We start from the raw sequence: 16,197 nt of genomic DNA on the forward strand, positions 1-16,197 counted from the left end.
CAGCGGCGCTTCCCTGAGAGCCTAGACTCCCCTACCATTGAATAATGACAGATTCGACTTCAATGACTGCCCAGGCGGACAGTGACGGCTACTATGATGAAGGCTTTCTGGGCCAACACATTCAACATCTGTTGGTAGCCGTTGAGCACGAGTTGCGCCACGCCCCCGACGGCATCAGTGAACTGGCGCTGATCAAGGCCCTACAGCGCCCGCCCTGGCAGCTGATTGGTGAAGTCAGTTACCACGATCCGGAGAAGCTGTATCCGGTTCATTTCCTGCTGTTCCATACCCTGTATCGGCTCCGGGATCAGTTGGTGGAATCCGGTGAAAGCCTGAAGATATCGCCGCTAGGCATCCGCCTAACCCTGGAAGAGGTTGTCGGAGGTCGCGGGTTGCCTGACGAACCGGACCAGCTCAGGGCGTTCTATCTCGACCTGTCCCAGTACCGAATGCCGGAAGATGCGATTCAGCAGATGATGGATGATTTCTGGTCAGGTCGGCCAATCTCCGGGCCGAACTCGGATGAGGTTCTCGCAGCCGCGCAGGAGCTGGGGTTTGATGAGGTGCCCAGAGATTTTCCGGAGGTAAAACAACGCTTCCGGCGTGCGGTCATGCAGGCGCATCCTGACCGCGGCGGAGATACCCAGGGCATCCAGGTACTGAACGAAGCGTTCTCAGTGCTCAAGGCCCATTTCAGCAGCCCTGGACAGTAGCGCGGGCTGACAGCATTCCACTGCTTCTGTACTCACGATTCAACAGTCACAATCGAAAGGATGGATAGTTCATGGTAAGACGAACACTGCTGACCTTTGCATTGAGCTCCGTTGCATTTCCGGCCCTCGCCGATCTGGTGGTGCTGCAGTATCACCACGTTAGCGATTCCACGCCGTCTTCGACCAGTACCTCGGTGTCGCTGTTCGAGGCACAGATGGAGATGATTGCGGACCTGGAGCTGGACGTGGTGCCCTTGCAGGCGGGGACCGAGCGGGCACTGGCTGGGGCAGGAAAAAGCGAGCAGAACCAGTTGGCCATTACCTTTGACGACGCCTATGACTCGGTCTATTCCACGGCCGCGCCGATGCTCTCGTCCATGGACTACCCATACACCATTTTTGTTAACACCGAAGCCGTTGGTCGCCACGGTTACATGACTTGGGAACAACTGGCCGAGCTGGAACAGCGGGACGGCGTCACCATTGCCAACCACAGTGCCGACCATGGCCACCTGGCCCGAAAGCCCGGCGAGACCGCTGAGCAATGGAATAGCAGAATCGACCAAAGCCTCGACGCTGCCCAGGCCACTCTTGAGGAAAAACTTGGAACCGAAGCGCCGCTGTTTGCCTACCCCTATGGTGAGTTTGATGCCGCCCTGGAGGAAAAACTGGCTGACCGGGATTGGTACGGCTACGGGCAGCAATCGGGCCCTATAGGAGAGAGCTCTGGCGAAACCCGTTTGCCCCGGTTCCCGATGGCCAACGCCTACGGTCAGCTCAATGGCCTGCCGGACAAACTGCAGAGCAAGGCCTTTCCAGTGGCTGCGGACGAACTGCCAGGTGGCGTGATGACCGACAATCCGCCCCTACTGAGCTTCAGGCTGCCCGATTCCATGGAAGCATCCAGGCTCACCTGCTTTGCATCCGGCCAGGGCCGTATCGACATTAACGTGGAGGATGGTGAGGTTCGGGTACAGGCACCGGGTGCCTTCAACAGCCGGCGCCTGCGCTACAACTGCACCTATCCCGCGGGCGGCGGTCAGTTTTATTGGCTGTCACACCAGTGGCTTGATCCCCAGCAGCCCGAAGACTGACCCCCATGGGTCAGTCTTGCTCCACCATCTTGAGCCCCACCTCGCCTTCGGTGACGTGGGGTATGACCTTCGGTTTTCTGCCAGCGCCGGTCTCAATCACGGTTTGACCGGCAAGGTCTGCGCTGCGGGTATAGAGCACTACCCAACGCTCGCCTAGGCCGGGAAAAACCGGCACCCAGGCCTCAAGAAAACCCCGTCGACTCCAGGTCTCTGGCTCATAGGGGGTAACGAGATCGGTAACCAGCCGTACGGGTTCAAAGTTCCGGTCCAGAAACGCCAATGAAGGTACGAAGACGCCGTTCTGGGCGTAGGACCGTATTCTCATGATGAAATCCGGCCCCTGCGCCACACTGTCCAGGTCAACCAACTGATAAGGGCTGATTCCGGTCAGAAAATTGTGGGTTGGCGACAGCTCGGTAACATTGACCCCGAACTCCCGCCCCTGCTGCCATTGCACCGCGTCCCGAGTCTCCAGGCCCAGACAGCAGAACTCACGAAATCGTTCGAAATAGTCACCGCCGCCTTCAATACCGAGGACGGCGTATGCGTCGAGCCCCTCCTGATTATCCGTCTGGACTGGTTCAATATCGGGTCCGCTGTGGTAGACGCTGGCCGGAGTGAGTTCAATTGGCGGAGCGATGAAGCCCTTTTCGACATCACTGCGGGTATCCGGTTGAAAGTAACTCACCCGGACATTGCCCTGGGCGTCACGCCAGGTGAAATAGGGTTGGCGTTCGCCCGGGCGGACATAGCCGTCTTTCGCCAGTTCGTTGGCGTCTGGATAATTCTCCAGGGTGAACTCAGTCTCCTCGCTCGCTGACGAGACAGTGCCCCCTGCGTCCTCGGCGGGCGCTGCAGCGGCATTGGACTCAGCCGTTTTTGGCTGTCCAGCACCAGCGGAATCCGGAGCTGATTCCTTGGCCGGTGTCTGGTCGGAAGTGGCAACGATCGGCGAATAACGCACCCGCCCCTGCTCGTCCACCCAGGTGTAATAGCCCTCCCGTTCAGAGACGGTGGAACCACCCAGCTGGCAACCGCCAAGCACGGTCGCCAAGCCCCAAATCATTATGTTTGTTGCCAGCGTGGGTCTGCTCATTGTGAAGGGGTACCCCGGTGTTACTCGTCAGCCGATCAGAATTTGGTCCGAAAACTCAGGCCGGCCAATACGACCCGAAGCGAGGTTTTCACGTCGAGCCCCGCATAAGGGTTGTAGATGATGTTGGTGATATTGTCACAGTTTAGATTACAACTGGTGTTCGCAGGAACGGTTTCAATCGACTGCAAATAGCTCAGGTTCAGGTCAATCTCGGTGTCTTTATCCCAGCGATACCCCATCCCGATGCTGTAGAGGTTGGCACCACCAAACGGAGCCATGATGGAGCGCTGATCGTCAGGGATGACGGAGTCACGTATTTCCACCCCCGCCCTCAGATCCAACCGCGAAGACGCATGAAACTCGGCGCCAAAGGCCCAATTCCACTGGCTTTTGAAACCCAGGGGCAGGCGCAGGGTGTTTGATGTGGCGTTATCCGGAGAAAGAATTTTGGCGGCGTTCAGGAATTCCAGATTACGGTCGAACCGGAACACAAACGCATCCCACTGGGCGTAGTCGGTCCAGCCAATGTCCGCATTGAGTGTCAGTTTCGGGTGTACATCCACACTGATGCCAGTCTGGAAATGCTGGGGGTACACCAGATTCATGCTGACATTACCGGCTTCCCGGGGCGCGCCGGATGGCAAGCTGAGAATGGCCGAAGTGATGGCACCCAGCACCGAGCCATTGAGTCCTTGCCAAAACCCCGACCAGTCGTCGGTGTACTCGATTTCAAAGGAGCCCTTGAGGTTCATGTCGGCTTCGGAGGTGTAACTGGCGCCCCAGCGGAACCAGTCCGTGGGCTCCCACATCACACCCAGGGCATAGGTGGGCGACAGGGTTTCCTGGACATTGATACTCAAAGCTCCGATGTCATCCCAAGGACCGATGTTACCGCCACACAGGGCCAGCCAGGGCTGCAGTGGCTCATCTCCGCTCTCGCAGTTGAAGGCGCCCTGCAGTATCTCGGCCACCCCCAGCAACATGTTGGGTGCCCGCATGTACTGATCTGCTGCGATCCCCATGTGGGACAAATGGATACCCGCCCCCACGGACCAGTGATCGTTGATTTCGTAGCCAACTGTGGGTGACAGGTAGGTAGTACGCTGCAGCGCCGTCGCCTGCGGCTGATACCGGCCCGGGTCGTCCTTGTCGCGGTAAAACCCGGCCGCCAGAGGCAGATAGAAGGCATTGCCAAAGGTCAGTTTGGAGCCAGGCGGGTTGATACTGATACCCGCCGAGGGGGCAACCGCAGGTCCTGGTGGCGCCCGCAGTATGCCGTAACCGGGCACATACAGGGCGACGTTATTGGTGTGACTGTGGGTATTGGCGACCGGATCTCTCTGTCTGCCCGTCAGCGGATCCGTTTCCAAGCCATCAATACCGAAAATCTCATAGCCATCCGGCGCGTGGAAATCGGCATCGATATCCAGATACACGTTCATCAGGGTGACTTCCAGCTGACGCCCGTCCAGCTTGGTGAGTCCCGCCGGGTTGTAATGAATCGCCATGATACCTGGCGGATCCGCCGTCACCGCATTACCCAACGCCAGTGCCTTGGGGTGGATAGTGAGATTCTGTGCGAGCTGGGCCTCGGCACCACACGCGATGGTCGAGGCAATCAACGCCGCGAGAATCTGCCTTTTGTGGCTTATGTGTCCCATGAAGTCCTTCCCTTCCCGTAAAACGTCGACGGCACCAATCACTCTTTGAGGCCGGAGAAATTAATGGGCAGGGATACACCCAGGGAGAAGTCCGGGGCATCCTCGGTCAAACCGATACCAAGGCTGGTATTCACAATGGTGGTGTCACTGACCCGGGTGCCCAGCGACATACTCAGGAAGCCGGTCATCTGGTCCTGGGCCACCGCCTCGTCACCGTTGCTGAAGGTCAGTATCGTTTCATCGTTGTAGCTCAGCTGGGCAGAGATACTGAGGGAGATGTCGTAAGACAGGGAGTAGGCAAAACCGGCCGAACCCGACAGGCCAAAACCGGGACTCACCTTGACTAGCCGCCGGGCGCCACGAACCTGGTCCAGACCGTCGACCTCAAAGTTGTAGGTCAGGCTCGTAGAGCCAAACACCACCACCGGATCCAGCACCTTGGAGAGACTCAGGCCACCAGACAGCGAGTAATAACCACTACCGGTGGACAACTGCTCCTTGATATCAATTTCATAGGGGCTTACGCCGGTCTTGGAAGTGAAGGTGCTGAACAGCGTGGTGGACATCTTACCCGGTACATAGGCAAACGGCTGCCAGCGCCCGGTAAAGGAGATATCACCGAAGTCGTACACAGTGAGCTCATCCTGAGAGTCGTATTTCACTACCAAAGGAACACGGGTACCAACGGTCAGGTTGTCCAGAAGACCGTAGTCGTAGGAAAAGGCATTGGTGAAGTTGTGAGTGGCCGAGGGAACCACATCCAGATTCTCCACCGAGTTGTCCGAAATGCTCAAATCAATACGCTGATCAGCGGTATAGGAGTAATCAAACGAATAGGTCAGGGAGTGAGTCCCTTTCTTCTGCAGCGAATAATTCTTCTCCGCAGCCTGGAACACCTCCTCCAACTGGCGGGATGAATCCTCATCGCCCTCCTGCTTGGCCAGGGCTTCCCGCGCCTGGTCCACATTTCCTTCCTGCGCCAGGGCCATGCCCGGAAGCAGTCCTGCCGTGGAAACAAGGATAACGCCTCGCGCAAACCAACGATTCATCCTGACTCCCTTATCTTATTTTTAGTTTCCTGGCCCGGGTATGAACCCGGAAATTAGTTGCGACGGTAGTGCAGCTGTTTTCTTGTGTTCTCGACACTGCCGTCGGGATTGTTTTTCTGGCGTTCCAGCAAGTTCTGGATTCGTCTTTCGGTTGCCTCGTGGAACGCTGGAATTCGTTCCAGTGCCAGCAGGGTCATGGTCTGGTCGTCAACGAAACGCAGGTCTTCCTCTTTCAGTTCGAGGTTATCCAGTGGCTTGTCACTGCCCGGGAAGACAATGAACAGCACGTTGTCGTCCCATTTGTCCTCAAACTCCGACAACAGGAAGGAAATATTCCCCACCGACGGATCGGCCAGGTACACCCGGCCATCCCGGATCGTTCGCAGCACCACAAAATGCTTGAAACCGGCATGATTGATTGGAACGATGGCGGGGTGGTCCAGATCCTTCAGGTCGTCGATCGATGCCCGGAAGCCGCCAGAGGGGTACCCCAGAGCGGTAACGAGACGCTTCATATCCAGCATCGAAAAGGCACGGCGCTCAACAATGCGTTCGCTTTCTCCGTAATGGAGCAGCCCCTCCATCACCTGTCGCTCTGACAGGCTTCGCCCGAGGTAGAAATTGAGCACCGTGGTGAGTGCGGCACTGCCGCAGCTGTAGTCGTAGGCCTGCCGAACGATGTTCCGGTACTTCTGCTCAACCAACGGCTCTACCCGGGTATCGAAACGCAGCAACACCGGCCCTGAGTCCACGTCCTGTTCGATAACAACGCTGCCCTTTTCAAACGGCTCCACCACGGTGGCTTCCTGCACCATGGTGAATGTAAGAATGGATCCGGCGAGCACCAGCAGCATGTCAGACGAAGTCCCTGTTTTTATTGGCCATAATAATTTGGGGTTACACGTTGTAACGGTAAGATACCGAAAAGCCTCCGCCCTGAAAGATAACTGTGCCTCAAATCTGTAGCCGCAGGCGCCGCCCCCTGGATCGGTTGTGAGAACTGGTTCAAGGCTTGGTTAGTGACCGCGGCATAAGTTGACGTCAACCGCCAAAGCGGGTATCAACGCGGATGAGCTCTCCACTTCCAGATGTAGATCCTGATGACAACAACTCTTAATCCGGGACTGACTACCTTTATCGCGGCCAAGAACGCGCCCCCCCAGGCACCCACTGCACTTTTGCCAAGGGAAGCATTTAACGATTTCCTGCAGGATCTGGGGCCGGTCAAATTGCTGCTGGTGCATGCACCAGCTGGTTATGGAAAGACCACTACAGTAGCCGAGCGACTTGAGGCTCTGGAGCTGAACTCCGCCTGGTACAGGCTTGAGGCCAGCGATAACGACCCGACCCGCTTCGGCAGTTATCTAGCTAATGCCCTGAATCTGACCACCGCGGGCGGCTGCCAGAATACGCTCCAGACCCTGAGGGACACCGGATTCGAGAGTCTCGAAGCACTGGTTACCAGCCTGCTGACGGAGCTGGTTCCGGGGGAAAAACCCTTATTCCTGGTGCTGGACGACTACCACCTGATTACTAACCAGGAAATCCATGAAGCAATTCGCTTTCTGCTGAGGCATCTACCGGTTAACCAGCACCTGGTGCTGGTGAGCCGAACCCTGCCGCCCATCGGCGTGGCCCAGCTCCGGATGCAAGGACTGCTCGTCGAAATCACCAGCCGGGACCTCGCCTTCGGTGCCGACGAAGCACAGGCATACCTGGAGAATCGCCTTCCATTTGAACTGTCTCGCGAAAGCATTGAGCGCGCAGTGCGGAGGGTTGAAGGCTGGATTTCAGCGCTGCAGCTGTTATCGACCACAGCCCCCACCAGTCAGGATTTCAATGACTTCGTGGATCAACTGGAATATGGCAACCAGCACGTTTTCGACTATTTCGACGAACTCGTCGGCCAGGATCTGAGCGACCAGCAGCGTACTTTCCTGTTGCGAACCAGCATCCTTGACCGGTTTAACGCCGGCATGGTGATGCGGGTGATGGATGACACCGATGGCCAGTCGCTGCTCAGCAGCCTGCTTTCCATGGGCCTGTTCATTGCGCCGGTCGATCCCTCTGCGCTCTGGTTCCGCTACCATCCGCTATTCTCGGTGTACCTGCGTCACTTGCTGACCTGCACCACCCGGGAAAACCAGCGCGATCTGCACCAGCGGGCCACGGATGCCTGGCTGGAATTGGACGACGCCGAAGAGGCTGCCAAGCACGCCGTGGCGGCAGAGGATCCCGAGCGGATTAACCGCGTACTCAGCCTGCACGGCCGCAAGTTTTTCACCGAGGGCCAGTTCATTCTGCTGCAGCGCTGTCTTGATGCCCTGTCCCAGGACCAGATTGCCCAAGACCCGACCCTGACCCTGCTGCGGGCCTGGGTCGCGCAAGGTCAGTACAAGTTTGATGAAGTGGAAAACTGGTTGTCTGCGGCCGAAAACCGGCTGCAAGCGTCCATGAGCGAAGACACACAAAAAGCCGTACACGGTGAGTTCAGCGCCATACGCGCCCAGGTCGCTATGAATTATGGTGACGGTGACCGGGCCTTGACCCTGGCCCGGGAGGCAATCGAACAGGAAGCGCGATTCCTACCAACATCCCGGGTTGCGGCTGCATCGGTGATTGGCGAAGCCCTGTTTGTACGGGGGGAGCTGGAGGAAGCCCTGGCCCGAATGCATGACACCGAGCATTTGGCCCGCGCTCACCAAGCCCACCAGAATGTCCTTTGGGCGCTTTGCCAGCAAAGTGAGATCAGTGTCGCCATGGGCCTGCTGCAAAAGGCCTATAACATCCAGGAGCGGGCTTTCCAGTACGCCGAGGAAAACCACCTCAACCACCTGCCGATACTCGAGTTCCTGTTCCGGATCCGAAGCCAGATCATGTGGGAGTGGCACCACCTTGAGAGCGCCGAGCGTTGTGCCCTGCAGGGTATTGAGATTCTCGAAGCCCAGGGCGAGCGCTGGTACGTGCAGAGCTACACGTCGCTGGCCAAAGTGGCTCACGCCCGTGGCCGCCAAAGCCTGTGCGCCGATTACATCGGCAAGATTCAGAAGATGCTGGCCGCGGGCGACTACCATCTGGACTGGGTCGCCAACGCCCACGCCACCATGCTGTCGTACTGGGATGCAGTCAGGGATCAGGATGCCATTCAGCGCTGGTTAACCGTGGCGCCGCCCTGTGATCCCGACATGGCCACCAACCATTTTCATCAGTGCAACGGTCGTAACCGGGCCCGGGCCCTGATGAGCCTGGGGCGCCTGCAAGAAGCGAAGCCACTGCTGGAATCCCTGACCAGGGTAGCCGAACACTATGGTCTGAAAACCGACCAGAACCGCAATCACATCGGTCTCGCTTACCTGCACTGGCAGCTGGAGGACCGCGAGCAAGCCCTGGAACAAATGACACTGGCACTCCAGCAGGCCAGCACCACCGGCGCCGTGGGGAGCTTCCTCCGGCTTGGTAAGGTCCTGATTGTTATCCTGAAAGCGCTGATCAACGAAGAAGCCGTTGACGGCATGGAACTGCAGCGGGCGGAACGGCTCATTCAGCTGGCCCAACAGCAACGGGACTTCAGCCGCGCCATCCGGATTTCATTGGACGAGGCCATCATTCAGGACATCATCGACCGACCAGACGTACCCGAGCTGATCCGCACCTCGCCCCTAACCCGAAGGGAGTGGCAGATCCTGAGTCTGATTCACGCCGGGCTTTCCAACGATCAGATTGCCGAACACCTGAAAGTGGCCTCCACCACGGTGAAAACTCACATTCGTAGCCTGTATCAGAAACAGAATATCAGCCATCGGTCTGCAGCAATCGAACTGGCCAAGGATTTGCTCAGCAAGATTCAGGGGGATTAAGCACCCCGGCTGGAGCATGGGAGGCTCTACTGTCCGGTAGCTGTGGTTGCCGGCAGGAATTGACCAAAGCCCATTTCCTTGCCCAGCTCCGGTGTAAGTGTTCCATCAGTTACTGCCGCGCGGCCATTGATCAGCACGTGTTTCACGCAGCCTGGCACCCGATTGACCATGCGCTCCAGGCCGAAGTTTTCCATCTCGGCCCAGCCCACCTGTTCCAGATCCTGGTCCAAGCCCTTTGGGTCAATGATGGTGATATCGGCCCGATCCCCTTCCCGGATATGACCGGCATCAATCCCCAGCCAATTCGCCTGCTCACCGGTTAGGCGATGCACCGCCCGCTCCAATGACATCACCGGATTGCCCTGCTGATGACTGTCCTGCACCAGTTTCAGAAATCGCAATGGCAGGTTGTAAAACGCCATGTTGCGAATATGAGCACCGGCATCCGAGAAGGTGATCAGTGCATGGGGGTTTTTGACCATTTCCCTGAGCCGATCCTCGCGATGATTGCCGATTACCGTAAACCAGCGCAAAGCCCGGCCGTGGGCCACCACGGTATCCAAGAAAAAATCCACCACGTGAACCCCTCGCTCGGCGGCGAGTTCGGAAAAATTACGTCCGACGAGGCTTTGGTCCGGGCAGCCAAGAATGGTCGCGTCGCCGAAATCCCGTTGCCAAACCCGGGGCGACAATTTGTCCCGGTAGAATTTTCGGAAGGTGCGGCGATAGCTCTCGTCCTGCAACAGTTCATTGCGTTCCAGCTGATCGCGCACGTCCAGCGCCATCTCGCCGGCGCCAAACTCCTCGAACAGCACAACGTCCATGCCATCGGCATAGATGGCAAAAGGCGTTGGTAGGAGCTGCCAGCGAAAATTGCCGCGAAGTGCGTTGGCAATCCAGGCCACCAGGTTGGCCATGGGCCGAACCGTGGGGTTGCCCTTCAGGTCGATCATCGCGATCAACGTGGTTTTCAGCGGCTTGCGAAACCAGCCCAGGGTCTCCCGGAGATACTGGGTGACCTGGAGCGGATTGGCAGCATTAGGGGCGCCTTGATGCACCCTGCCATAACGACGCAATAGCCGGTTCAGCCGACTGACCTCACGCCAACGGGCGTAGGTACTGGGCAAACTCTTGGACCATTCCCGGTCACCATCGACCTTGTCCCATTTCAGGCACATGGTCGACAGGCCCAGAAAGCCCAACTGCAAGGCTTCCGCCAGCAGCTGCTCCATCCGCCCCATTTCCTCTGCCGTTGGGGTTACCTTGCGATCCGTGGCGCGGTTGAGTCCCATCACCCCTACTCGCAGATCGCTGTGGCCAAGGAAGCTGATGAGATTGGGTCCGAGTGGCTGTTGCCGGATAAAGCTCAACCAGCCCGAGGGCGTGCGCCAGCTCTTATGCTGTTGGAGAATGGGCAATACTTTCTCCCTCGGCACGGTCTCCACCCGGGTGAAGATATCCGAGGCGTCTTCAGCGTCCGAACAGACCATGCTCAGAGAGCAGCTGCCAATCAGCACCGTGGTAACGCCATGGCGCACGGATTCGGACAGCGAGGGCGAAACAATCAGTTCGGCGTCGTAATGGGTATGGGTATCCAGGAACCCTGGCATCACCCAACAGCCCTCCGCATCAATCACACGGTCTGCCAGGCTGAGATCGGGTTCTGAATTGAATACCCGCTCGACCCGGCCGTCTCGAATGGCAATGTGGGAGATACTGGAAGGCCCGCCGGTACCGTCAAAATAGCGTCCGCCGAGGATAAGCGTGTCGTAACGCGTCATGGAGCTGAACTCCCGTTTTGTTGTTTTGCTCTTGTTTTTTTGCGCTTCTTAATTTTATTGGACACCAAGTCTAGCCAGCAGAATAGATTTTTTCCCTGTTTTTTCGGGTCATTCTCAACGCTCCTGAATCCGCGCGCCCGCCTCCAGCTGACTGTCCGGGTGGCGCACGACCCGATCGCCTTCGGCAAGTCCGTCCAAAATAACGGTATCCAGGCCATTACTCCGGCCCGTGGTTACCGATGTGAACTCAGCCCGGTCCTCAACCGCTCGAAAGACTCGGTCCTGTCCCGACTCCTGGAACACCGCCGAGGCCGGCACACGAAGCACTTCGTCGGCTTCCCACAATACAAAGGTGGCATCCACCCGGTAACCATCACCCAGCGTCTGCCAGACCTCAGGAGGACTGACAATGTCCGCCACCACTTGCACCCGTTGTTCTTCCACACCCAGGGCCGAGATGTCCTCGAAGCCTACCGGTTCCACACGCCTCACTGTCGCCTCAAGGGTGGGTCCGCCCCAGCCGTTCAGGTGAACCCGGATGCCGGGCGCCAGTTTCACAGCGTCAAAACTCAACACGTCCACCACCACCTCCAGCGCGCCGGGATCACCCACCTCCAGAATGGCTTCACCCGCCTGTATCACGCCTTCACTCTCGCGAACCAGACTAAGAACGGCTCCAGCGACCGGAGATTTCACCGGCACCCGCTCCACCTCGCCATTACCGGACGACCTAGCAGCCGATACATCCAGCCGGGTACGCGCCGCCTTCAGCTCATGGGCCATAACCTCCTCATCGAAGCGGGCCGATCGCAGATTCGCCTGTGCTCGGGCATCGGCAGCTTCCGCTTGCTGCAGTCGGTCTTCCGATACAAACCGGCTATCGCTCAGAGCCTGAAGACGCACCAATTCTTTCTGAGCCAGAGACGCCTCGGCCTCAGCCGCCGCCACTTTCTGACGAACCGAATTCAACGCTGAGCTGGCGGCGCCAATCCGGGCTTCGGCTTCTGCCCGGCTGCGGGCATCCAGAACGCTGGCGGGCATGGGATCCACCTCGGACAGCAACTGACCCGGTGCAACCGGATCGCCCACCTCAAGTGAAAGCCTGTGCAGGTACCCCGACACCGGCGATGAAACCAGGTAACGGTCCTTTACCCGGGTTTTGCCCTCTTCCGTGATCGAAACGACAAGGTTGCCCCGGGTCGCCGGTGCCAGATCCACCCAAAGCGGGTCCGGGCGCAAAGTCACAAACAAGGCGGCCAGGGCCAAGGCAACGAACACCGCCCAGAACACCCACTTCGCCGAAAAACGTTTAACCGCCATAGCCAGCCCTTGGTCCGTTCATGCTTGTTCTCATTATTCACTCTCTGGTTTTCAGCACGGCCACCAGATCCAAATGTCTGAGACGCCACCAGGCAACACCACCGGATACCATGGCCGACACAAACACCACCGTCGCCGAGATGCCCAGCGTATGTGCGGTAATCGTGAGCGGCACCCGATACAGTTCCGTTTGCATGGCGGTGATAATCATCCAGGCCAGGCCCTGGCCAAACAGCCAGCCGCTAACGACACCAAACACCAGCAGCACAGCCATATCCCCAAACAAAATGTGGGCGATCTCGTTATGGGTGTAACCCATTACCCGCAGACTGGCCAGTTCTCGGCCCTTTTCGGCGAGTGCTATGCGAATGGTGTTATAGATCACGCCGAAGGCAATGATTGCCCCGAGCAGACTGTTGAAAAAGGTGAACGTCAGAAAGGTACGTGCCAGGGTGTCGTAAAAACTGTCCAGCATGGCCTGCCGGATGCCGATACCAAGCACGCCTGGTGCCTCCCGAAGGCTTTGGTAGACTTCGTCATTTCTGGCTGGATCCACCGACAACAGGATCTGGTTGATAACAGGCCCTTCTCCCAGAGCCCGATTCAGGGCCGGCAGGCGCATGTACGCACCGACTCCAAGAAACTCACTGGTTACGCCGGCCACTGGCACAGAGAGGGTTCGCCGATCCCTCTCCAGCAGCTCGACACTCAGAACTTCTCCGGGACCGACGCCGAGTTCTGTTGCCAGAAAATCAGTCAGCAGAAGCCCCTCCGCCGGTAGGTCCACGGATTGCAGGTCCTTGTCCACCACGAACTGCAGGCGGGCCCCGGCCGGCATACCATGCAGCACACTTCTTCGGTCGCGGTGGCCATTCACCAACCTTACCGCCACTGATCGCCGGCCTTCGGCGTAGCGTATACCCGGCTGGCGCTGCAGGCCGAACAGCGCGGCTGCATTCACTGGCTCGACCAGGGTCGCGGTCAAATCCTGTTGCTGAACCCGCGCGAATTCGGTCTGAACCATGAGCGAAACGGAATCAAACTGGAAATTACCAACCATGACGATCGCCGTCGCCATGGCTATGCCAACCATCGACAGCAATGCACGCAAGGGTCGGCGGGCCATTTGCCGGATAATCATGCGCGAGGGCTGGCTCAGTCGAAGACCCGAGAACCACCTTTCGGCCCCCACCATTCGAAACCGCGCAGGGCCCTCCGGGCGCATGGCTTCAGCAGGGGGCAAGGCCGCCGCCTGGCGTATGGCCCGCCAACCACCGAGCCAGGCTACAAAGCCGGTGATAAAAATCAGCAGCGCAAACCAGGCCGGGTTCAGGCGAAATAGCAGACCCGGTAATCGATAAAACTCCATGTACAGCTCACCCAGCCCGCGCCCCAACCAGACACCGGCGAGTAGCCCGAGAACAAGCCCAATGGCCGCGATGGCCAGCACCAACTGACTGTAGTGCCAGGCAATCTGCCGATTGCTGTAACCAAAGGCCTTCAGCACCGCGATGATGTCGCGCTGGGTGTTCACCAACCTGCTGATCACCACGTGCAGCAGGAACATGGCAACGCTCATGAAAATTAGCGGGAAAACGGTCGCCATGATCTTGAGCTGATCCAGGTCGTCGCTGAGGAAGCGGTGGGAAAACTGATCCCTGCGGGAGAATGCGCCGGAGGTACCGTATCGATCCAGCACCCGGTCCAGATCATGTATTACCGACGCCAGTGGGAAACCTGGCTGCACGCGGACCACAACGCTGTTGAACGCGCCTCGCATATCCATGGCTGCCGACAGCGATTCCTCGCTGAGCCAGAGTACGCCGAAGCGCTTGAAATCCGGCAGCATGCCACCGGGGGGGAGCACGTAGATAAATTCCGGGGATTCCACGATGCCAGTGACCACCAGAGTCTGCTTGCGGCCGTTGATGATCACCGAAAACTGATTACCGGGTACCAAGCCATGGGACTCAGCAAAAGCACCGACTATCGCGGCCTCGGCGTTGCGTCCGGGCGTGGGTAATCGTCCCTGCCTGACAAACAGCCGGTTGACCTCAGGTTGACCGCTCTGTGGCACCGACAGCACCCTGGCCGACACAGGCTCGGTGAAGCCAGGAACTTCCAGTTTTGCCGCCGCCTCCACCCGTGCGCTCAGGCGAACCACTCCGGGAATCTCCGACACCCGATGCAATGCCTGTCTTGGGGCACGTTTGAGCGGCGCGAAGACCTCGGCAAACTGATTCTGCTGGTAATACAGTTCGCGGGTCGCGTTCAGGGAGGAATACGCCACCAGTGACATGACACAGACCGCAACACCGCCGGCAATCACCAGGGCAATAGCCAGCACCTGCCCCCTGATCCGCCAGAGTTCCCGCCGCAACTTGGTGCCAAGCACACTCCGGGCGAGAAACATCAGGCTACCAGCTCAGCTCTTTCGGTGGCTGGCGTTCGGTGTTGCGTCGCTCACCACTGATGCTGCCATCAGACATCGTGATTACCCGGTCCGCCATGCCGGCAATGGCCGCGTTATGGGTGATAATCACGGTTGTGGTTCCGGTTTCACGGTTGGCACCTTCGAGCGCCTCAAGTACCAGTATACCGGTGGTGGAATCCAGTGCGCCGGTCGGTTCGTCGCACAGCAACACCGCAGGACGCTTGGCGATGGCCCTGGCAATGGCGACCCGTTGCTGCTCACCGCCGGACAGTTGGGCAGGAAAATGGAGCCCACGATCCTGCAGCCCGACCAGGCTCAGTGCCTCTTCCGGGGTCATCGGGTTGGCGGCGATTTCAGTGACAACGGCGACATTTTCAAGAGCGGTCAGGCTTGGGATCAGGTTGTAGAACTGAAACACAAAACCAACATGCTCGCGGCGGTAGCGGGTAAGCAGTCGGTCATCAGCGGCACTCAAATCGAGATCGCCATAGCTAACTTCGCCGGAGGTGGGCAAATCCAGGCCACCGAGGATATTCAGCAAAGTCGACTTGCCGGAACCGGACGCCCCCAGCAAGACCACGAGTTCGCCGGTGTACAGCTCCAGATCCACACCGCGCAGGGCGCGAACGGTCACCTCGCCCTGATCATAGGATTTGGTTAGACCCCGGGTCCGGAAGACTGGCTGTGGCTCCATCGTCGTCCAAACTCACCGGCGGCCGTCACTCACCGGCGCAGTCGACGCAAACGGTGGTGTATGGCAGAACCTGCAAGCGCCTCGGATCAATTGGCTCGCCACAGGACTCACACTCGTCACCCAGTCCGTGGTCGATACGTTCAAGGGCGCGTTCTATCTGCACCAACTCCTCACGGGTTTCAGTCTCAAGAGAGTCCACCACTTCGTCGTTCTGGGTCTGGGTGGCCTGCTCCTCAAAATCTTTGTCCAAAGCTCCGTCTTCGCGATGCTGGTGTGCTTCAAAGCGGGACAACCTGGCTTTCAGATCCGCCCTCAGGGTTTCAAGTTCTGCTTTCCGATTCGTCATCAACATCTCCTGCCCGTCCGTTGATCGGTCGTCGTTTTGTTACTCCTCACCTTAAAGGATAAGCCTGTCCTCTGTTTGATGCTTGTCAAAATGCCAAACAGCATAGAAACGGGACGCCAAAGCGCCCCTGGCACGGTTCCGACTCGCCGCTC

Annotated in this window: 12 protein-coding genes; 3 read left to right on the forward strand and 9 right to left on the reverse strand. The window is 58.4% G+C overall.

Annotation, left to right across the window (positions count from 1 at the left end):
* The first annotated feature begins 62 nt into the window (after positions 1 to 62).
* Positions 63 to 713, forward strand: a complete 651-nt coding sequence (locus QUE89_RS10255; RefSeq protein ID WP_286220003.1) for a DNA-J related domain-containing protein — start codon at positions 63 to 65, stop codon at positions 711 to 713.
* 71 nt (positions 714 to 784) lie between these two features.
* Positions 785 to 1,807, forward strand: coding sequence for a polysaccharide deacetylase family protein (locus QUE89_RS10260; RefSeq protein ID WP_286220004.1), 1,023 nt, complete (start codon positions 785 to 787; stop codon positions 1,805 to 1,807).
* A 10-nt stretch (positions 1,808 to 1,817) separates the two neighbouring features.
* On the opposite strand, the gene QUE89_RS10265 is transcribed toward QUE89_RS10260, so the two are convergent.
* The 4 genes from QUE89_RS10265 to QUE89_RS10280 form a co-directional block, all read right to left on the reverse strand.
* Positions 1,818 to 2,852: a MalM family protein gene (locus QUE89_RS10265; protein ID WP_286222864.1), complete on the reverse strand. Its 1,035-nt coding sequence runs from the start codon at positions 2,850 to 2,852 to the stop codon at positions 1,818 to 1,820.
* An 86-nt stretch (positions 2,853 to 2,938) separates the two neighbouring features.
* A complete protein-coding gene (locus QUE89_RS10270) occupies positions 2,939 to 4,564 on the reverse strand; it encodes an OmpP1/FadL family transporter (RefSeq protein WP_286220005.1) in 1,626 nt (541 codons plus the stop codon).
* A 38-nt stretch (positions 4,565 to 4,602) separates the two neighbouring features.
* Entirely contained in the window at positions 4,603 to 5,613 is a 1,011-nt protein-coding gene (locus tag QUE89_RS10275; protein ID WP_286220006.1) for a transporter, read from the reverse strand.
* Positions 5,614 to 5,666: 53 nt separating this feature from the next.
* Complete coding sequence (locus QUE89_RS10280) at positions 5,667 to 6,467, reverse strand: C39 family peptidase (RefSeq protein ID WP_286220007.1); 801 nt, start codon at positions 6,465 to 6,467, stop codon at positions 5,667 to 5,669.
* 246 nt (positions 6,468 to 6,713) lie between these two features.
* On the opposite strand from QUE89_RS10280, the gene malT reads away from it, so the two are divergent.
* Positions 6,714 to 9,470, forward strand: coding sequence for an HTH-type transcriptional regulator MalT (gene malT / locus QUE89_RS10285; RefSeq protein WP_286220008.1), 2,757 nt, complete (start codon positions 6,714 to 6,716; stop codon positions 9,468 to 9,470).
* Positions 9,471 to 9,496: 26 nt separating this feature from the next.
* Here malT and QUE89_RS10290 read toward each other — a convergent pair whose 3' ends face one another.
* From QUE89_RS10290 to QUE89_RS10310, 5 genes are all read right to left on the reverse strand, one after another.
* A complete protein-coding gene (locus QUE89_RS10290; protein ID WP_286220009.1) occupies positions 9,497 to 11,251 on the reverse strand; it encodes an N-acyl-D-amino-acid deacylase family protein in 1,755 nt (584 codons plus the stop codon).
* Between the two features lie 114 nt (positions 11,252 to 11,365).
* Entirely contained in the window at positions 11,366 to 12,571 is a 1,206-nt protein-coding gene (locus tag QUE89_RS10295; protein WP_286220010.1) for an efflux RND transporter periplasmic adaptor subunit, read from the reverse strand.
* A 37-nt stretch (positions 12,572 to 12,608) separates the two neighbouring features.
* Positions 12,609 to 14,984: an ABC transporter permease gene (locus QUE89_RS10300; RefSeq protein ID WP_286220011.1), complete on the reverse strand. Its 2,376-nt coding sequence runs from the start codon at positions 14,982 to 14,984 to the stop codon at positions 12,609 to 12,611.
* A 4-nt stretch (positions 14,985 to 14,988) separates the two neighbouring features.
* Entirely contained in the window at positions 14,989 to 15,699 is a 711-nt protein-coding gene (locus tag QUE89_RS10305) for an ABC transporter ATP-binding protein (protein WP_286220012.1), read from the reverse strand.
* A 25-nt stretch (positions 15,700 to 15,724) separates the two neighbouring features.
* Entirely contained in the window at positions 15,725 to 16,045 is a 321-nt protein-coding gene (locus QUE89_RS10310; RefSeq protein WP_041338102.1) for a TraR/DksA family transcriptional regulator, read from the reverse strand.
* Between the last annotated feature and the right edge of the window lie 152 nt (positions 16,046 to 16,197).

This window comes from Marinobacter sp. LA51, from assembly GCF_030297175.1.
Classification (GTDB): domain Bacteria; phylum Pseudomonadota; class Gammaproteobacteria; order Pseudomonadales; family Oleiphilaceae; genus Marinobacter; species Marinobacter apostichopi.